This is a genomic window from Haemophilus influenzae (assembly GCF_019703545.1).
Classification (GTDB): domain Bacteria; phylum Pseudomonadota; class Gammaproteobacteria; order Enterobacterales; family Pasteurellaceae; genus Haemophilus; species Haemophilus influenzae_E.
Genome location: NZ_AP018771.1, coordinates 1,835,144 through 1,855,350 on the forward strand (window position 1 = coordinate 1,835,144; position 20,207 = coordinate 1,855,350).

Here is a 20,207-nt window from a genome sequence, read left to right on the forward strand (position 1 = left end):
GAATGAAAATATATATCTACGTTTTGTGTGGATATTAATAATAATTCTCAACTTTCTACTTAACCTTTTTATTACAACAAATGGAGTAATTATCGTGAACGCATTCAAAAAAAGCCTTATTGTGGCAGCGTCTTTCGCGAGTTTAAGCTTATTTAACTCAGCTACTGCTGAGCTTGTATATAAGCCATTAGAACAACCTGTTGAACCCGCAAAACCTGATTTGAAAATTGAATCTGTAAATGAAAAATTTGCAGAAAAATATCCAAATCAATATAACAGCTGGCGTTCTACAGCAAACGGCGATGGCGAAAACATTATTTATGCTGATGAAGAAAATCCGCGCCTAATCGTACTTTGGGGTGGTTATGCATTTGCAAAAGAATATAACGCACCACGCGGTCACTTTTATGCGGTAACAGATGTGCGTAATATTTTACGTACAGGTGCGCCAAAAACTGCAAATGATGGCCCTCAAGCTATGGCATGTTGGACATGTAAAGGTCCTGATGTTCCACGTTTAATCGCGGAATGGGGTGAGAAAGATTATTTCAATGCGAAATGGGCAAAGGGAGGGCCTGAAATCGTGAACTCAATTGGCTGTGCTGACTGTCACGACACAACCTCTAAAGATTTTGCAGAAGGCAAACCAGCATTACGTATTGCTCGTCCACACGTATTACGCGCCCTTGATGCTTTAGAAAAAGCCACTGCTGAAAAAGATAAAGCAGAAGGTCGCCCACACAACAATTTAAGTTTCAACACGGCAGCGCGTACTGAAAAACGTGCAGAAATTTGCGCAAACTGCCACGTTGAATACTATTTTGCAGGGGACATCAAGCAAGTAACTTTCCCTTGGGATAATGGTCAAACCGTAGATGATATTGAAAAATATTATGATGATATTGGTTTCACTGACTGGACTCACTCACTTTCTAAAGCACCAATGTTAAAAGCACAACACCCTGACTTTGAAATTTGGTCTTTAGGTATGCACGGTAAAAATGGGGTAACTTGTGTAGATTGCCATATGCCAAAAGTACAAGGTGCGGACGGTAAAGTTTACACCGATCACCAAATTCAAAATCCATTTGAGGCATTTGACAGCACTTGTGCAAATTGTCACGATCAAAGCAAAGAAAAATTACGCGATATTGTTACTTCACGTAAAAAAGAAGTGAAAGATGTAATGGGTCGTTTAGAAGACCAAGTTGTCAAAGCTCACTTTGAAGCAAAAGAGGCTTGGGACGCAGGTGCAACTAAAGAAGAAATGGAAGCAGCATTAATGGATATTCGTCATGCTCAATGGCGTTGGGATTACACTGCTGCAAGCCATGGTGGTCATATGCATGCGCCTGAAGTAGTACTTCGTGTATTAGCTTCTGGCTTAGATAAAGTAGCAGACGCACGTACTAAACTTGCTGTAATCTTAACTAAACGCGGTGTGAAAACTCCAGTTCAAATCCCAGATATTTCAACTGCTGATAAAGCGTGGAAAGTAATGGGTATTGATATTGAAAAAGAACGTAAAGCGAAAGAAGAATTCTTAAAAACTGTGGTACCACAATGGGAACAACAAGCTAGAGAAAAAGGCTTATTAGTTGATCCACCAGCACAAAAATAAATGAAAAATGCACCGCACTTTTTAGTGCAAACTGGAAAGTGCGGTGATTTTCAAGGTCAAATTTGAGGTAACCCAAATGAATTTAACTTCTTTAATCAACAAATCTGCAAAAGCGTTAGCGTTAAGTGCGGCATTTGTAGCATTGCCATTTTTGGCTTATGCCGATGATGCACAAAAACCTGCGGATCATGTTACTTATGAACCGCAATTAGATAACCAACGCGATCCTAATCAATATTGTGCTAAATGCCATAAATTCGACAAAATAGATAAAAACCAAACGCTAGATCGGTCTGGTGGAGAACTCCACTTTGGTAAATTCCATGGTGCACATTTAGATAAGAAAAATCCAAATAACGGTAAAGCTATTACTTGTGTAAGCTGTCACGGCAATGTTTCCGAAAATCATCGTCGCGGTGCTAAAGATGTTATGCGTTTTGAAGGAGATATTTTCGGTAATAAAAAACCGATGTATTCAGCTCAAGAACAAAACCAAGTTTGTTTTGCTTGCCATCAACCTGACAAACTTCGTGAAAAATTATGGGCTCATGATGTACACGCAATGAAATTGCCTTGCGCAAGTTGCCATACGCTTCACCCTAAAGAAGACGCAATGAAAGGTATTCAACCAAAACAACGCGTTAAACTTTGCGTAGATTGTCATGGTAAACAACAAAAACGTAAAGCTGAACAAGATAAACTAACCAAACAAAAGGATAAACAATGACAGTCTGCTCACGCCGAAACTTTGTTTCTGGCATGGGGGCAGTGATCCTTATGACGGGAACATCTTTACCTTCTTTTGCAAAAGAAGACAAGGCGGATAAACCTAAACGTTACGCAATGATACATGATGAAAATGCGTGTATCGGTTGTACAGCCTGTATGGACTCATGTCGTGATGTAAACCAAGTGCCAGAAGGCGTTTCTCGCTTAGAGATTCTACGTAGTGAACCTTATGGGGAATTTCCAAATCAAGAATACGAGTTCTTTCGTCAATCTTGCCAACATTGTACAAATGCACCTTGTGTAGCAGTTTGTCCAACTGGTGCATCTTTTATTGATAAAGAGACTGGCATTGTAGATGTACATAAAGATTTATGCGTAGGCTGCCAATACTGTATAGCAGTTTGCCCATATCGTGTACGTTTTATTCATCCAGTACATCGTACCGCAGATAAATGTAACTTCTGCCGCGATACAAATTTAGCCAATGGTAAACAACCTGCTTGCGTAGAGGCTTGCCCAACCAAAGCATTAACCTTTGGGGATATGAATGATCCAACAAGTGCAGTTTCACGTAAAGTGAAAGAAAAACCGGTTTATCGCACTAAAGTGGAATTAGGTACACAACCAAACTTATATCACATTCCATTCCAACATGGGGAGCCTAGAAGATGACGTTAGATTATCCAGTTCCATTTCATACGCCTAATCTAGTGTGGGATTATACCATTGCGATCTACTTGTTTTTATTGGGGATTTCATCTGGTGCAGTACAGTTAGCAATTGCCTATAAACGCAGTAATAAACTAGAAAATCTAAGCCAAAACTGGATTATTCGATCTGGGGTAATTTTAGGGTCTGTACCAACATTAATTGGTTTAACGCTATTAATTTTCCACTTGACTCGACCTTGGACATTCTGGAAATTGATGTTTAACTATCAATTCAACTCCGTAATGTCGATGGGGGTCATGCTATTCCAAATCTATATGTTATTTTTAGTAATTTGGGGTGTAGTGATTTTCAAAAAAGAAATCGAAGCATTAATTAATCGCTTTATGCCAAAACTGCAATTTGTGATGAAACTCATCGGTATTGCAGAACGTATTGTAAGTCCAGTCGAAGTTATTCTTTTCATATTGGCTGCTGTGCTTGGAGCATACACAGGGTTCTTACTTTCTGCATTGATTAGCTATCCAATGTTAAATAACCCAGTATTACCCGCATTATTCTTAGCCTCTGGCACATCATCTGGTATTGCTGCAACCTTCTTAATTATCTTAATTGCAGGAAAACTAAAAGGTGATTCTCACGAATCGCACTTCATCCACAAATTTGAAGTGCCAATTATGGTGACAGAACTTGGTTTGATTGTGTGTTTCTTCGTTGGCTTACATTTTGGTGGCGGACAAAAAACAGTTGCGTTACATAATGCCTTATCTGGTTTTTGGGGAGCGATATTCTGGGTTGGAGTATTGATTATTGGTATCTTGATCCCATTAATCGCCAATATGTTTGTAAATGACCGTTTAAAATACAATCGTAACTTTATTATCTTGGTGTCAATTTTTGACTTAATTGGGGTATTCTGTTTACGTTTCTTTGTTTTATATGCGGGACAACTCACTGTAGCCTAAACTGACTTTTTATAAAAAATTAATCTGCATTCTAAAAGTTTGATTAACTTTCTCACTTATTAGAGTGCAGATTTTTATATCTAAATAATCCAACTATGAAGACTAAACAGAATTTACGAAAACTTTCATTCCTGCCGTAATGCTTTATTTAAATTAAAAAGACTAAACTCAATGAATTAAAAGTTTAGTCCTTAATTTAATTATGTATTTTCTTTAATATTATTCTTTTCAACATTCACTAACAAATAGTGGTGCCTTCTTCAGTACCAGTCACTACCTGACGTAACGCTCCAGGTTTACCCATATTGAACACTCTAATCGGCATGCCATGATCGCGAGCTAAAGTAAACGCCGATAAGTCCATCACTTGTAATTCTTTATCGATCACTTCTGCATAAGTTAAATTTTTATAAAGTTTTGCATCAGGATTTTTCGCTGGATCACAATCATACACACCATCAACTTTAGTCGCTTTCAACACAACATCAGCTTCAATTTCAATACCACGCAAACAAGCGGTAGAATCAGTGGTAAAGAATGGATTTCCCGTTCCCGCAGAGAAAATGACTACGCGTTTTTCGCGTAACATTTTGATTGCTTCAGACCAGTTATAAGTATCGCAAATACCATTTAATTGGAAAGCGGACATTAATTTTGCGTTCACATCAGCACGGAATAAAGAATCACGCATTGCCAAACCATTCATCACCGTAGCAAGCATTCCCATATGATCGCCCACCACGCGATTCATCCCCGCTTTTGCTAGTTTTGCGCCACGGAATAAGTTGCCACCACCAAGAACGACACCGACTTCCACACCCATCTCCACTAATTCTTTAATTTCAACAGCCATACGATCGAGAATCGCAGGATCGATACCAAGACCATCTTCTCCTTGTAATGCTTCACCGCTTAATTTCAATAAAATACGTTTATAAATTGGTTGGCTCATTGTTTTTTCCTTCTGGCTTAAAAAAATTGGCTTATTCTATAAAATAACCGCTCAAGAGTGAAGAAGTTAAATATGGAAATTCTGAGTGAAAGGTGGATAATAGCGATATTTTCTTTTCAGGGAAGACAATGATGAACACGAAAAAAACAAGCCAAATTTTGCCCGCACTTTTTGCGGTGATTTGTGCCGCATTCGCGGGTTATTTTATTTTAATCGGTTCTGGGGTGTTTACAGAACCAACTGTAGATCTTATTCTGCTTGCGACAATAACTATTCTCTTATTAAGCAGCAGTAAAAAATCCTTCTATTTTATTTTGCTACCGCTTGCATTACTACATGCTTTTTATACGCCTACGGGGCTAAATTTTGGCCCTCCAAGCTATCAATATATCGCCTCGCTTTTCGCGACAGATATATTGGAAACGAAGGAATTTCTATTGCAAATTCCAGTGAGTAGTTACTTAATTGCTTTCGCCATTCCTATTTTGATTTTTCTTCAGTACAAAAGTGCGGTGAAATTTGGCATAAAATTTTATCGTAATAAAACATTTATTGCCTTGGCGACATTGCTTTTTGCTTACAACATGCCGCTTGCTGAACCGATTAAAGAAACGGTAAGTTCCACATTAAAAATTGTAGATGAAGTACAAAAACTAAAACAAATTTCTCAATCTGATAACTGGGGAAAATCAACATTAGAAAATTCACGCTATGATGATTATGTAATTGTACTCGGAGAAAGTGCGCGGAAAGATTACCACCATGCCTACGGCTATCCAATAGAAAACACACCCTTTATGTCTAACGCTAAAGGCACGTTGATTGATGGTTTTCGTTCAGCAGGAACAAATACCGTCGCCTCACTTCGTTTAATGCTAACCTTTCCTAACAAAGAAAAATGGGAACCCAATTACAGTTTGAGTTTAGTGGATCTCATCAAATCTGCAGGCGTAAAAACTTATTGGCTTTCTAATCAAGGGATGCTCGGCGAATTCGATACGCCCGTTTCATCCCTTGCATCAAAATCTGATGAAACCTTTTTCTTGAAAAAAAGCGGAAGCTTTAATTCGACTAACTTTAGTGACTTTGATTTATTACCCAAATTCGCCCAAGTATTAGAAAATTCTGTTCAAGGAAAACGTTTTATTGTGTTGCATATTTATGGTTCACACCCAATGGCTTGCGATCGTATCGAAGATTATCCAAAAATCTTTGATGATAAAGATCTTAATCCGAAATATGGTTATTTAAATTGCTATGTTTCATCTATTAAGAAAACTGACGAATTTTTAAAACGTGTATATGATCAGCTTGAAGAAAACGTGAAGAAAAATCACCGCACTTTTTCAATGATTTATTTCTCAGATCACGGTTTGTGCCACCAACAAGATGAAAAAAACAATATACTTTTGTTCAATCAAAACTGTTTCAGCCGAGAACATCATAATATTCCGCTATTCAAAATTTCATCAGATGATATGGAACGCAAAGAATATAAGGTGTTTAAATCAGGTTTAAACTTCTTAGAAGGAATCGCAAATTGGATAGGAATTAAAAATCCTCAATTAACGCAAACAGAAGATTTATTTTCTAACGAATCGGATAAAAATGACTTTGGATTGCAAAAACGAATTGATGAAAAATATCGTAAAGATGACGATCCTGCCATTGATATTCGTCCTAAACACTAGACTATATTGAGTACGTTTTATTTTTAGCTATAAATATCGTATAATCCGACAGATTTTATTTGTTTATTTTTTGTAAGGTATCAACGTGTCAGAACAACAACCAAGAGTGATCGAATCAAAAGAAATTATGACTTTATTGCCACATCGCTACCCATTTTTGTTAGTGGATCGCGTATTGGATTTTAAAGAAGGCGAATGGTTAAAAGCGATTAAAAATATCAGCGTGAATGAGCCTTGTTTCACAGGTCACTTCCCGGGCGAACCCATTTTACCGGGCGTTTTAATTTTAGAAGCTTTGGCACAAGCAATGGGCATTTTAGCCTTTAAAACTCTCGAATTAAAAGGCGGCGAACTATTCTACTTTGCAGGTATTGATGAAGCGCGCTTTAAACGCCCAGTATTACCGGGAGATCAAATGGAATTAAACGTTCAAGTGATTAAAGAACGCCGTGGTATTACTGCATTTACTGGCGTTGCCACCGTAAACGGCGAAATCGCTTGTGAAGCAAAACTAATGTGTGCTCGTCGTTAATTAAGGGGTAAATATGATCCACCCAAGTGCAAAAATTCATCCAACTGCCCTCGTTGAAGAAGGTGCGGTAATTGGCGAAGATGTTTTTATTGGGCCTTTCTGTATTATTGAAGGCAGTGTTGAAATCAAAGCTCGCACTGTATTGAAATCTCACGTTGTGGTACGTGGCGATACCGTGATTGGCGAAGATAATGAAATCTATCAATTCACTAGTATTGGCGAAGTAAACCAAGATTTGAAATACAAAGGCGAAGCTACAAAAACCATTATTGGTAATAGCAATAAAATTCGTGAACACGTGACAATCCATCGTGGCACGATTCAAGGCTGTGGCGTAACCGCTATTGGCAATAACAATTTATTAATGATTAATGTTCACGTTGCACACGATTGCCAAATTAAAAATAACTGTATTCTGGCAAACAATGCAACGCTTGCAGGTCACGTAGAATTAGATGATTTCGTGATTGTTGGCGGTATGTCAGCAATTCATCAATTTGTGATTGTTGGCGCACACGTTATGTTAGGCGGTGGTTCTATGGTAAGCCAAGATGTACCACCTTATGTTATGGCGCAAGGCAACCACGCCCGCCCATTTGGCGTAAACTTAGAGGGTTTGAAACGTCGTGGTTTTGATAAACCAACTATGCACGCAATCCGTAACATTTATAAAATGATCTATCGTAGCGGTAAAACACTTGAAGAAGTGTTACCAGAAATTGAGCAAATTGCGGAAACCGATTCAGCGATCAGTTTTTTTGTTGAATTTTTCAAACGTTCAACTCGCGGGATTATTCGTTAATAAAACTTCTCCATTTTCAACCGCACTTTACACACCAAAGTGCGGTTATTTTTTAGGATAAATTTGATGAACAAAACAAATCCAACCATTGCTCTTGTTGCAGGAGAAGTGTCTGGCGATATTCTCGGGGCGGGATTAATACGCCAGCTCAAAGCACATTATCCTAATGCGCGCTTTATTGGCATTGCAGGCCCAAGAATGTTGGCTGAAGGCTGTGAAACGCTTGTTGATATGGAAGAGCTTTCAGTCATGGGCTTGGCTGAAATATTAAAACATCTTCCTCGTCTGTTGAAAATTCGTAAAAATGTCATTCAAACTATGTTGCAAGAAAAACCTGATGTTTACATCGGCATTGATGCACCTGATTTTAATTTGGATGTAGAACTTAAACTAAAAGCGAACGGAATTAAAACTATTCATTACGTGAGCCCCTCTGTATGGGCTTGGCGTCAAAATCGCATCCATAAAATTGCCAAAGCGACCCATCAAGTTCTAGCCTTTTTGCCTTTTGAGAAAGCCTTTTACGATAAATTTAATGTGCCTTGCCGTTTTATTGGGCACACAATGGCAGATGCTATTCCGCTCAAACCAAACCGTGCCGAAGCCTGCCAAACGTTACAGATTGATCCCGCACAACGCTATTTAGCAATCTTAGTTGGAAGCCGTGGTTCAGAAGTGGAATTTCTAGCTGAGCCTTTCTTAAAAACCGCTTTATTATTAAAAGAACAATTCCCAGATTTACAATTCCTCGTGCCTTTAGTGAACGAAAAACGACGAATTCAATTTGAAGCCATTAAAGCTAAAATTGCGCCAAATCTAGACCTGCATTTAATTGATGGCAATGCACGACAAGCAATGATCGCCGCTGATGCAACATTGCTTGCTTCAGGAACAGCAGCACTTGAAGCCATGCTTTGTAAATCACCCATGGTGGTTGGCTATCGAATGAAACCACTGACCTATTTCTTAGCAAAACGTTTAGTGAAAACCGATTATATTTCTTTACCAAACTTGCTTGCGAATGAAATGCTTGTTCCTGAAATGATTCAAGAAGAATGCACGCCAGAATTGCTTGCTGAAAAACTATCTGCTTATCTTTCAGATGATGAAAGTGCGGTAAAAAATCGCCATGTTTTAATTCAGCACTTCACGGATTTACACCAAAAAATTCAATGCAATGCCGATAAGCAAGCGGCTCAAGCAGTCATTGATTTATTAGAAGGAACAGAAAATGTTTGAATATCCACAAGGCTATGAATTGATCGCTGGCGTTGATGAAGTTGGGCGAGGCCCTCTCGTTGGGGCTGTTGTAACAGCAGCTGTCATTTTAGATCCGAATAACCCAATTGAAGGCCTCGCTGATTCTAAAAAACTTTCTGAGAAAAAACGTTTAGCCCTTGCTGAAGAAATCAAAAAAAAAGCCCTTGCTTGGGCATTAGGTCGAGCTGAAGCTAACGAAATTGACGAAATCAATATCCTGCAAGCCTCCTTGCTGGCAATGACTCGAGCGGTAAAATCTTTAAAAATTCAACCGCACTTTGTGTTGGTTGATGGCAATAAGATCCCAAAAGATTTAGATATTCCAGCGCAAGCCGTCGTAAAAGGCGATAGCCTTGTGGCAGAAATCAGTGCAGCTTCTATTTTGGCGAAAGTAGCACGAGACCAAGAAATGGAAGAATTAGACAAGCAATATCCAGAATACGCTTTTGCCCAGCATAAAGGCTATCCGACCAAATTACATTTGGAAAAATTAGCTGAACTTGGCGCGTTACCACAACATCGTCGTAGCTTTGCCCCAGTGAAAAAAGCACTAGAACAGTTTTAAAATGCTAATTTGGTTTAACAAAGGCAGTGTTTTAATACTGTTTTAATACTGTTTTAATACTGTTTTAATACTGTTTTAATGCTTTCACTAAAATTTGATGCACATAAACAAAATTTTTTGACTTCTGTGCGTTAAAGAAAACAGGTTAAGAGAGTAATTAAACCTGTACGGTCGATAAATATACCTAAACACTCTGCTATTCCTTTGTAATAGCACATTAAAATAACTTATGAGGATTGATAACGATGAAGACAGACATTCAAACCGAATTAACCCAAGCCCTGCGATCACACGAAAAAGTATGGGCAAACGAAGAAAAAACCATTTTAGCCAAAAACATTCTATTGGATTTGGTGGAAAAAACCGACCCGACCATTATCGGTTTGTTATTGAGTAATGATAATTTAAAACGCCATTTCTTTGTGGAAGTGAATGGTGTTTTGGTGTTTAAATTGCAGGATTTTCGTTTTTTCTTGGACAAACACCGCATCAATAATTCCTACACAAAATACGCCAATCGCATTGGCTTGACGGACGGCAACCGCTTTTTGAAAGACAGTTCGGATATTGTGTTGGATTTTCCGTTTAAAGATTGTGTATTAAATGGCGGACAAAGCACCGAAGAAGGCGAAGAGATTTATTTTAAACGTAATAATGACCAGTCAGATAGTCAGTTATACACTAAATTAACCCGAAAAAGACAAGAAATCTTTTTTAATCAAACCCTTGCTTTTGATGAAATTGACCGACTTTTTGACGCAAAAGCATTCTCAAAATTCTCTCGCCACACCGCAGATGGCAAACAACCCGTTGGCGAAATCAAACGCCATTTTGACGGCACGCCAGCTGAAAATCTCATTATCAAAGGCAATAATCTGATTGCCCTGCATTCGCTTGCCAAGCAGTTTAAAGGCAAAATCAAGCTGATTTATATTGATCCGCCATATAACACGGGCAATGACGGTTTCAAATACAGCGATAAATTTAATCATTCCACTTGGCTGACTTTTATGAAAAATCGCCTCGAAGTAGCGCGTGAGCTTTTGAGTGATGATGGCGTTATATTCGTGCAATGCGACGACAACGAACAAGCATATCTTAAAGTGCTTATGGATGAGATTTTTGGTAGAGAAAATTTTATTTGTTGCATTACTTGCAAAGTAAAAAGCGCCGGCGGACTTACAACCGATACGGAAATGTTTTTTGATTGTGCCGAGTATTTAATTGTTTATTCTAAGAGTATAGATAGTTTGCAATATAATTCAATTAAAATTCAAACAGAAGTTATAAACGCAAGCTCCAAGACGGTAAAACAATATAAAAATATCATTAATAATATTGACTTTAGTAAAAAAGAGTTTATTGCACAAAAAGATGAAATTAAGTACTACAAAATTCCAAAAGGCAGTTTCAATATCGAAACTTTGCCTATTAAGCAAATGACTGAGAAAGATTTTTTCGAGAAAAGAGATGAAATTTTTAGATTAACTGCATTAAGCGGAGGAATTGGCAAAAAAATAAAGGCGCACATTGAGGATTTTACTAATAATGATGATTTGTTTATGTTTGAATATATTCCTAGCAAAGGAAAAGATAAAGGAAAAATGTCTCAGTATTTTTTATTTAAAAGCCAGACGGTTACTATGCTAAACAAATTAGTAGATGTGGATTTTAATAAGCAAAGAATTATAAAATTAGAGCCTATAAGCAACATAATATCGGATGATTTGTGGCAAGGTATTTCAAAAGAAGGGCAGATACAATTTAAAAACGCCAAAAAACCAGAAACTCTACTTCAACGAATAATAGAAATTTCAACCAACGAAAACGACATAGTCCTTGACTTCTTTGCTGGAAGCGGAACAACTGCGGCGGTTGCGATGAAAATGAATAGACAATTTATTACTATCGAACAGATGGATTATATTGAAACGATAACAAAAGAGAGGCTTAAAAAGGTGATTGAGGGCGAACAAGGCGGCGTAAGCAGGGCTTTGGGTTGGCAAGGCGGTGGTGAGTTTGTCTATGCCGAGCTTGCTCCATTTAACGAAACTGCAAAACAACAAATTTTGGCTTGTGAAAATTCAGACGACATCAAAACGCTGTTTAATGAATTATGCGAACGCTATTTCCTAAAATACAACGTCAGCGTGGATGAATTTAGTCAAATTATTGAAGAACCTGAATTTCAATCTTTGCCATTAGACGAACAAAAACAAATGATGCTTGAAATGTTAGATTTAAATCAAATGTATGTTTCATTATCCGAAATGGACGATGAACAATTTGCAGGCTGCCTGAACGATGACGATAAAGCGTTAAGCCGTGCGTTCTGTCAATCAGTAAAAAATCAAGCGGAGAAAAAAGATGGCGAATGATAAAACGTTGTTTGAAGTAATTGAAAACCGCAAAGCTGTGTATTTGGAAGACGGAGATGATGAAAAATACAGGCTGCCTGAATTTGTAGAACGCAATTTAAAATATCCGTTTTTTGAATGGCAAAAATCGGCTTTAGAAAACTTTGTGATTTTTGACCGCACTTCAAAATTAAAGGATTTTCCCGATATCAAAAACCGCCCTACCCATTTGCTATTTAATATGGCAACAGGTGCAGGCAAAACGATGATGATGGCGGCGTTGATTTTGTACTATTTTGAAAAGGGGTATCGGCATTTTCTGTTTTTTGTGAATCAAAACAATATCGTGGATAAAACGGAAAATAATTTTATTGACCCAACGCACGCAAAATTTTTATTTACCGAGAAGATTTTGCAGGGCGATACGGTAATTCCTATTCGCAAAGTGGAAACGTTTAGCCAATATTCAGACGGCATTGAAATTAAATTTACCAGCATTCAAAAACTGTATAACGATATTCACATCCAACGAGAAAACCAAACCACATGGGCGGATTTGCACAAATTGAATCTTGTGATGCTGGGCGATGAAGCACATCATTTAAACGCGCAAACCAAAGGCAAAAAACAAGGCGAATTAGAGTTAGAAAAGGAAATGAACGACCGTACCAGCCATGCCGAAATTGAACGAAAAGGCTGGGAGCATATGGTTTTGGAATTATTACTCAATAAAAAGGGTAATCCTAGCCAAAATGTGCTGTTGGAATTTACTGCCACGCTGCCTGAAAATGCTGACGTGCAACAAAAATACGCTGATAAAATCATCACAAAATTTGGCTTAAAAGAATTTTTGCAAAAAGGTTATACCAAAGAAATCAATTTGGTATCCAGTACGCTGGGTAAGAAAGAACGAGTATTGCACGCTTTATTGTTTGCTTGGTATCGCCATCAAATTGCGTTGAAATATGGCATTGCCAATTTCAAGCCTGTGATGTTATTTAGAAGTAAGACGATTGATGAATCAAAAGCGGATTATTTGGCATTTTTAAATTGGGTAGAAAATGTGCAAGCGGATGATTTTTCGTTTTTAACGACATTTTCAACAAGCCTGAACGATAGCGATAACGCCAACGAACAAGGCAAAACCCGCACCGAACAAGCCCTAAAATTTATGCAGGAAAATGGCTTTGAGTTTGTGCATTTGGCAAATTGGGTAAAACAAAATTATCAAAAACACAATGTGATTATTACCAACTCCGAGACCAACAAAACCAAAAAAGAAAAAACCGACAGCGAAACGGAAAAATTGCTAAACAATTTGGAAGCGGCTGATAATCCGATCCGCGCTATTTTTACGGTGGACAGATTAACCGAAGGTTGGGACGTTCTGAATTTGTTTGATATTGTGCGTTTATATGAAGGGCAAAACGGCGGCGGTTCAAATAAAAAATCGGGCAAAACGGCTGCCGCCACCGTATCAGAAAAGCAGTTAATTGGTCGTGGCGTGCGTTATTTTCCATTTGCGTTTGAAGATAAACAGCCGAATAAACGCAAATTTGACAACGATATGCAACACGAATTGCGTATTTTGGAAGAATTGTTTTATTACACGCACGATGAGCAATCCCGATATATTACAGAACTAAAAAACGAGTTGCGAAAAGACGGTTATTTGCCTGAAAAAGACGATGATAAGGTATTGGCAACATTTAAACTCAAATCTGAATTTGCTGATAATAAGGATTTTAGAGAGTTGTTAATTTGGGCGAATAAAAAAATCCCCAATCCCAATGCCAAAACCAATAATGCAGACAGCCTAAAAGCCAAACCGCAAACGCTTTCGTTCCAAGTTCACGGCAATCAATTGTTGCAGGAAACGCAATTTACAGCCGATGAAAATGATGAAATAGCCCGACAAATCGGCACACAAAATAATTTTCCTCGAACCATAAAAATGAGTGAAATAGAGCGACACATTTTTAATAAAGCCTTGCATATCAAAGGAAAAAATAGTCAATCTTTATTTCATTTCGATCGCTTGCAAAGCAAACTCGACATTCAAAATCGCAATGAATTGCAAAATAACTTGTTAAAAGATTGGCAAATTGAATTTTTGGGATTAGGGCAAGATAAACAGATTAGCCCAGATGACAAACTTGCAGGCTGCCTGAAAATCTTGGAAAAGGTTGAAAAACATCTCAATGAAAGTGATATGCCATTTATCGGTACAAAAGAATTTACACCTAAAAAATTGTGGGAAATTTTTGGCACACCAAAACAAAAATGGGTCAAAAAAGATGATGTAAAAACTGCTATTGCCACGCAAAATGATTGGTATGTGATGGATAATTTTGCTGGAACGAGTTTGGAAGAAGCGTTAATTCAATTTATTTCAGAGCGTTTGGGCAATTTGAAATCTCAATATGACGTTCATTTAATCCGCAATGAAGAAGTGTTTAAATTGAATAACTTTTCCGATGGTGAAGGATTTATGCCGGACTTTATTTTATTGCTGAAAAATAAACAAAAATCTTCTTCCAATGGTGTGGATGACTTTTTGCATTACCAAATTTTCATTGAACCGAAAGGCGGGCATTTAGTGGAAAATGATGAGTGGAAAAACGCTTTTTTAGAGGCAATCACAGTGGAATATGGGAAGAATAAGATTCTGCAAAAAGATACACCGCATTATCGTTTGATTGGTTTGCCGTTTTTTACTGACAATGAGAAAAATCCAAAAGAATATGAACAATTTACGAAGTCATTCCCTTTAGGTCCAGCATCGCTTGAAAAATAGAGTGGTGTATTATTAAAACACTGCCTTAACAAAATAAGGGAGCATTAAAAAAATGCTCCCTTTCTCTTAATCAACTTAACTTTATGGAATGATGAGTAATTAAGCTTTCTGTACGCTATATGCTTCTAATGCACGTAAAGAATAAGTATAAGCTGCACCTGCATTTAATGCGATAGCTGTTGCTAATGCAGCAGCAACTTCAGCTTCGCTTGCACCAGCTTTTACCGCTTCTTCTGCGTGTACGCTAATACAGCTTTCACAACGCGTTGTTACAGCAACGGCTAATGCGATAAGTTCACGAGTTTTAGCGTCAAGCACATTGCCCTCTGCTGCTGCCGCGCCTAATGCTTGGTAAGCTTGTAACATTTTAGGGTGTTGTTTACCCAATTCACCAAATGATTTTTTAACGTGAGATGTGTGTTCTTTCCAATCTGTAAACATAATGTTCTCCTAAATATATTGAATTAATAACCAACTGGTGTGGCAAATTATAGGCGGATTAGATTATGATACTTGCTTATTTATCTCAATTTTTATCGCTAACATCTCATTATGGACTATTTAGATAAACTTACCCATTTAGCACAAGTGCGTGGAGAAATTAATATTCGCTGTGAATTTCAAGGCGAATGGCAAATATCTCATCAAGAAAAGGATGCAGGAAAAGGCATATTCCATCTTATTGAACAAGGCGAGTGCTGGCTTACACTAAATGAAAAACAATTTCATTTAAAAGAGGGGGATGTTTTTTTTCTTCCTCAAAATCAACCGCACTCTATGCATTATTCAGCAAATAAAAGAGCGGATATTCCTACAAAAAAAAGTCATCAAGGATTATTTGAGTTACATCAGATTGGACGAGGTACACCAGATTTAAAAATGTTCTGCGGTAATTTTTATTATCAACAAGATGCGCTTCTTACAGCATCAATGCCTGAATATTTACATATAAATTTATGCGACACGCCAATTCATCCTTTAGTACAGCTTTTTTTACAAGAAGCGCAAAAAAATGATGCGGGTACGAAATCCGTCGTTGATGCACTTTCAAATGTACTTTTAATTTATATTTTACGCCACGCTATTCAACAAAATTTAATTGAACAAGGCATCTTATTTGCCTTGCAAGATAAGCGATTAAATACTGCACTGATCGCAATATTACAACAACCTCAAAATAATTGGCATATTGAACAATTAGCTGAACTTGCAACAATGTCTCGTGCAAACTTTATTCGTATCTTTCAACAACATATTGGTATGTCGCCAGGACGTTTTCTCACGAAAGTGCGGTTACAATCTGCGGCGTTTTTATTAAAACAATCACAACAATCTGTGCTTGCCATTGCTTTAGAAGTGGGGTATCAATCAGAAGCGCATTTTTGTAAAGTTTTTAAAAATTACTACCAACTTTCTCCAAGCCAATACAGAAAATCTGTCAGCCTATAAATTGATTTGTTTTTGTGCTATAATAATATGCACTTCTAAAAGGCAACCTGCGTTGCCTTTTCTTTTTAAGGAAAAGATATGTTTAACAAAATTTTTTCGTGGTTTGAAAATCGTTTAAATCCCTATCCAGAAAGCAATCCAACAACACCTAAAAAAGGTTTGTTCCGTTTTATTTGGTCTAGTATTACAGGAATGAAAGGCTGGATTTTTTTGCTCGCAATTTTAACCGTAGGTACAGGTGTAATGGAAGCTGTATTATTCCAATTTATGGGAACGCTTGTAGATTGGTTAGGCACATTTACACCTGAAAGATTATGGCAAGAAAAAAGTCATTTATTAATTGGAATGGCTGCTCTATTACTTATTAGTATTGTGTGGGGATTTTTAGCTTCGGCCGTGCATTTACAAACCTTACAAGGCGTATTTCCAATGCGATTACGTTGGAATTTCCATCGTTTAATGCTTGGACAAAGTTTAAGTTTTTATCAAGACGAATTTGCAGGTAGAGTATCCGCAAAAGTAATGCAAACCGCCCTTGCAGTACGTGACACAGTACTTACACTTGCAGATATGTTCGTTTATGTATTGGTATATTTTATTACCTCTGGCGTAGTGCTAGTGGCATTAGATTCTTGGTTCTTATTACCATTTATTACTTGGATTATACTCTTCGGTTTGATCCTACGAACCCTAATTCCTAAACTATCAAAAACCGCACAACGACAAGCTGATGCTCGTTCTTTAATGACAGGACGCATTACAGATGCTTATTCTAATATTGCTACAGTAAAATTATTTTCTCACGGCTCACGCGAAGCTACTTATGCCAAGCGTTCTATGCAAGATTTTATGGTAACAGTACACGCCCAAATGCGCTTAGCAACATCACTAGATACACTCACTTACGCTACAAATATTCTACTTACGTTAAGTACTGCAATACTTGGTATTATTTTATGGAAAAATGGTCAAGTTGGCGTGGGTGCAATAGCAACGGCAACGGCAATGGCATTACGCGCAAATGGGCTTTCTCGCTGGATTATGTGGGAATCTGCCCGTTTGTTTGAGAATATCGGAACCGTAAACGACGGAATGAATACTTTAACCAAACCTCACACCATTGTGGATAAACCACAAGCGTCACCGTTACAAGTGAAACAAGGGGAAATTAAGTTTAACGATATTACCTTTGCTTACGATCCGACAAAACCATTACTCAATCATTTCAATCTCACTATCAAACCAGGGGAAAAGGTTGGGTTAATCGGTCGTTCTGGTGCAGGAAAATCTACGATTGTGAACTTATTGCTTCGCTTTTATGAAGCACAACAAGGCGAAATTACCATTGATGGACAAAATGTACTCAATGTGCAACAAGAAAGCTTACGTCGCCAAATCGGTTTAGTCACTCAAGACACTTCGTTGCTACATCGTTCTGTACGTGACAATATTATTTATGGTCGCCCAAATGCTACTGATGAAGAAATGGTTTTAGCTGCTGAACGAGCGGAAGCCGCTGATTTCATCCCATTTCTCAGTGATTCTCAAGGTAGAAAAGGCTATGATGCCCATGTGGGAGAACGCGGGGTAAAACTTTCTGGTGGTCAGCGTCAGAGAATTGCCATTGCTCGTGTAATGTTAAAAGACGCACCAATTCTATTGTTAGATGAAGCCACAAGTGCATTGGATTCAGAAGTGGAAGTGGCAATACAAGAAAGTCTCGATAAGATGATGGAAAATAAAACTGTGATTGCCATTGCCCATCGTTTATCCACCATCGCAGCGATGGATCGCCTGATTGTGCTTGATAAAGGACAAATTGTCGAACAAGGTACGCACGCCGAATTACTAGAGCTCAATGGTCTGTACGCTAAACTTTGGAATCATCAAAGTGGCGGATTTTTAAGCGAAAGTGCTGAATAATATTGCGTTTATCATATTTAATTAATTGTACTGTAATCAAACTAATTAAAAAATTAGTCTAATTTAATAGCTAAAGAAAAGTGCGGTGAATTTTTACCGCACTTTTTTGCTAGATATTTAGCGTTTAATTCACGACTTCAGCAGTATATTTCAGCTTGTGAATTGCATCGAATAATTGTTGGTTTGTGACTTTTGGATCTTCCACAACCGTCACTAAACCATCTTTAATAGATGCTTTTGTTGAAATAACGCCATTGATATTACGCAGTTCTTTATTGACTAAGTAAGCACAAAGCTGGCAATTCATTTCCTTTACTTTTAGCACAATTTGTTTGGTTTCATTCGCATGAGCGAAAGAAATTGCAAACAGCGAAAGCAAAAGTGCGGTACATAATTTCTTCATTTTTATTCCTAATTAGCTAATTCTAAAATCCAAGGTAAAATTGTTGGATAGGTTAAGAAAAAAATCATCACGATAAATACAATCCAATATAAAACGATAAGTTTTTTACGGGAAATATATTTGCTACAAATGATTTTTTTGGAAAACATCAACAGCCAAAATCCATAGGCAAAGGCACATAATGAAATGATAAGCATAGGAATGCGCAAATAATCATATTCGCCTAAGCCAATCAACCAAGTGGACGACACACCAAATACTAAATAAATTAATGGTGCGATGCAGCACAAGGTTGATGCCACCGCAGCACTTAGTGCGGTGGCTATGGCAGCCCAAAAGGATTTATTAGAGTTTTTTAGAGACGTAGTCATATTTAAATTCTTTTGGGTCAAAGGAATTTAACGGATCTCCACCTACTTCTGCATATGGATAGCCGAAGTTATTGATTGGAGCCAGTTCTGGTTGTGGATATAAATCGAAGTCACGGGCATGATTAAATCCCACCCAGTTTGCTTCCCAGTTACCAAACAAATATTTTGCTACGGCTTGTGTATCTTTATCTTCAACAGATTTTTTCTCTGCTAAACGCATTTTGGCAACGTCTGCGGAATCAACTGGTACCCATCCAAATCCTGCAAGGTAGAATTCAGCGCGGCAGTGCTGACCGCCACTTACGTTTGCGATGCCTTGTTCATTTGCACTACCGAAGGCACCTTTTGAATATTTGCCCATTTTCTCTGCCGCACCTAAGCGAATACCAAAAATTTCACGAGCAGGGATGCCTGCAGCACGAGCAAGTGCCACAAATACAGAGTTAATATCGGTACATTTACCTTTTAACACGCCAGTGGTAAGAATTTTTTCTACATCGCCGTCGCCACAACCTAATACAGAATTATCACGTTCCATATTTTTTACGATCCAACGGTGAATAAGTTCTGCTTTTTTCAATGGATTAGTTTCTTTACCTACGATTTTGTCAGCAAATTCTTTCACAATGCCATCAGTTTTAATATGTGGAGTAGCTTTTAAGTATTCTTGTACATCCACGGAATACTGAATATCTTTTGGCGGAGTATAATTCTCTAAAGCACCTTTCACCATCGGTTCACGGTCTTTTGTTTCAATGACCATCGTGACTTTTAAATCACGTTTTTGTGCATCTTTATCCCAAGTGGCAAATAAGGTTTTCGCTCCGTATTTATTGTTTTCTGTTACATAGGCATTCATGTAATTACCTTCAAAGTGAATCGATTTCACTTGTTGGTATTCCCCATTAAATGGTAATGGAACCCATAAATTGGTTTGTCCTTGCGAGCCTTTTGGCACAACTAAATCATAGGTTTGCGTGAATTCGTAAAGATGGGCGTCTGTATTGTAGTTTGGAATATTAGTGTTTGCATGAGCTAACGAGCCACATGCAGAAAGCACCGCAACTGCGATAAGTTTCTTCATGAAGAGATCCTCTAGTTAATAATAGTTAAACTTAACA

At 37.7% G+C, this 20,207-nt stretch carries 18 protein-coding genes; 13 read left to right on the plus strand and 5 right to left on the minus strand.

Annotation, left to right across the window (positions count from 1 at the left end; all coding sequences use genetic code 11):
- Positions 1-94 precede the first annotated feature (94 nt).
- From nrfA to nrfD, 4 genes are all read left to right on the plus strand, one after another.
- Positions 95-1,621 carry an ammonia-forming nitrite reductase cytochrome c552 subunit gene (gene nrfA, locus K6J66_RS09245; RefSeq protein WP_005662840.1) on the plus strand — a complete coding sequence of 509 codons (1,527 nt, stop codon included), beginning with the start codon at positions 95-97 and terminating at the stop codon, positions 1,619-1,621.
- 76 nt (positions 1,622-1,697) lie between these two features.
- The gene (gene nrfB, locus K6J66_RS09250; RefSeq protein ID WP_005651711.1) at positions 1,698-2,348 is read left to right on the plus strand and encodes a cytochrome c nitrite reductase pentaheme subunit; all 651 of its coding nucleotides are present in this window, start codon (positions 1,698-1,700) and stop codon (positions 2,346-2,348) included.
- On the plus strand, positions 2,345-3,022 hold the full coding sequence (gene nrfC / locus K6J66_RS09255; protein WP_005651710.1) for a cytochrome c nitrite reductase Fe-S protein: 678 nt from the start codon (positions 2,345-2,347) through the stop codon (positions 3,020-3,022). Before nrfB ends, nrfC begins: the two co-directional genes overlap by 4 nt.
- Positions 3,019-3,984 (plus strand): cytochrome c nitrite reductase subunit NrfD, encoded by a 966-nt coding sequence (gene nrfD, locus K6J66_RS09260; RefSeq protein ID WP_005651709.1) that lies wholly within the window; start codon positions 3,019-3,021, stop codon positions 3,982-3,984. The genes nrfC and nrfD overlap by 4 nt, the downstream gene beginning before the upstream one ends.
- Before the next feature lie 238 nt (positions 3,985-4,222).
- Here the strand turns inward: nrfD and pyrH are convergent, their stop codons facing one another.
- Positions 4,223-4,936 carry a UMP kinase gene (pyrH, locus tag K6J66_RS09265; RefSeq protein WP_012055380.1) on the minus strand — a complete coding sequence of 238 codons (714 nt, stop codon included), beginning with the start codon at positions 4,934-4,936 and terminating at the stop codon, positions 4,223-4,225.
- Between the two features lie 131 nt (positions 4,937-5,067).
- Here pyrH and K6J66_RS09270 point away from each other — a divergent pair, with 131 nt between their 5' ends.
- The 7 genes from K6J66_RS09270 (at position 5,068) to K6J66_RS09300 (ending at position 14,940) form a co-directional block, all read left to right on the plus strand.
- A complete protein-coding gene (locus K6J66_RS09270) occupies positions 5,068-6,627 on the plus strand; it encodes a phosphoethanolamine transferase (protein ID WP_038440053.1) in 1,560 nt (519 codons plus the stop codon).
- Between the two features lie 127 nt (positions 6,628-6,754).
- Complete coding sequence (fabZ, locus tag K6J66_RS09275) at positions 6,755-7,159, plus strand: 3-hydroxyacyl-ACP dehydratase FabZ (protein ID WP_005685437.1); 405 nt, start codon at positions 6,755-6,757, stop codon at positions 7,157-7,159.
- 13 nt (positions 7,160-7,172) lie between these two features.
- Complete coding sequence (gene lpxA, locus K6J66_RS09280; RefSeq protein WP_005656031.1) at positions 7,173-7,961, plus strand: acyl-ACP--UDP-N-acetylglucosamine O-acyltransferase; 789 nt, start codon at positions 7,173-7,175, stop codon at positions 7,959-7,961.
- 66 nt (positions 7,962-8,027) lie between these two features.
- Positions 8,028-9,200: a lipid-A-disaccharide synthase gene (lpxB, locus tag K6J66_RS09285; RefSeq protein WP_038440055.1), complete on the plus strand. Its 1,173-nt coding sequence runs from the start codon at positions 8,028-8,030 to the stop codon at positions 9,198-9,200.
- Positions 9,193-9,786, plus strand: a complete 594-nt coding sequence (rnhB, locus tag K6J66_RS09290; protein ID WP_038440056.1) for a ribonuclease HII — start codon at positions 9,193-9,195, stop codon at positions 9,784-9,786. The genes lpxB and rnhB overlap by 8 nt, the downstream gene beginning before the upstream one ends.
- Positions 9,787-10,031: 245 nt before the next feature.
- Positions 10,032-12,164, plus strand: a complete 2,133-nt coding sequence (locus K6J66_RS09295; protein WP_038440057.1) for a DNA methyltransferase — start codon at positions 10,032-10,034, stop codon at positions 12,162-12,164.
- Positions 12,154-14,940 (plus strand): DEAD/DEAH box helicase family protein, encoded by a 2,787-nt coding sequence (locus tag K6J66_RS09300; RefSeq protein WP_038440058.1) that lies wholly within the window; start codon positions 12,154-12,156, stop codon positions 14,938-14,940. The genes K6J66_RS09295 and K6J66_RS09300 overlap by 11 nt, the downstream gene beginning before the upstream one ends.
- Before the next feature lie 99 nt (positions 14,941-15,039).
- On the opposite strand, the gene K6J66_RS09305 is transcribed toward K6J66_RS09300, so the two are convergent.
- Positions 15,040-15,381 (minus strand): carboxymuconolactone decarboxylase family protein, encoded by a 342-nt coding sequence (locus K6J66_RS09305; protein WP_005662881.1) that lies wholly within the window; start codon positions 15,379-15,381, stop codon positions 15,040-15,042.
- A 111-nt stretch (positions 15,382-15,492) separates the two neighbouring features.
- On the opposite strand from K6J66_RS09305, the gene K6J66_RS09310 reads away from it, so the two are divergent.
- The gene (locus K6J66_RS09310) at positions 15,493-16,389 is read left to right on the plus strand and encodes a cupin domain-containing protein (RefSeq protein WP_005690793.1); all 897 of its coding nucleotides are present in this window, start codon (positions 15,493-15,495) and stop codon (positions 16,387-16,389) included.
- 78 nt (positions 16,390-16,467) lie between these two features.
- Entirely contained in the window at positions 16,468-18,312 is a 1,845-nt protein-coding gene (locus tag K6J66_RS09315; protein ID WP_038440059.1) for an ABC transporter ATP-binding protein, read from the plus strand.
- Positions 18,313-18,436: 124 nt separating this feature from the next.
- Here K6J66_RS09315 and K6J66_RS09320 read toward each other — a convergent pair whose 3' ends face one another.
- From K6J66_RS09320 to K6J66_RS09330, 3 genes are read right to left on the minus strand one after another with little or no spacing between them, the layout of a single operon-like run.
- Positions 18,437-18,715: a heavy-metal-associated domain-containing protein gene (locus K6J66_RS09320; RefSeq protein ID WP_006996602.1), complete on the minus strand. Its 279-nt coding sequence runs from the start codon at positions 18,713-18,715 to the stop codon at positions 18,437-18,439.
- Positions 18,716-18,723: 8 nt separating this feature from the next.
- Positions 18,724-19,086, minus strand: coding sequence for a mercuric transporter MerT family protein (locus K6J66_RS09325; protein WP_038440060.1), 363 nt, complete (start codon positions 19,084-19,086; stop codon positions 18,724-18,726).
- Complete coding sequence (locus K6J66_RS09330) at positions 19,061-20,170, minus strand: transglutaminase-like domain-containing protein (RefSeq protein WP_038440061.1); 1,110 nt, start codon at positions 20,168-20,170, stop codon at positions 19,061-19,063. Before K6J66_RS09330 ends, K6J66_RS09325 begins: the two co-directional genes overlap by 26 nt.
- Positions 20,171-20,207: the final 37 nt, after the last annotated feature.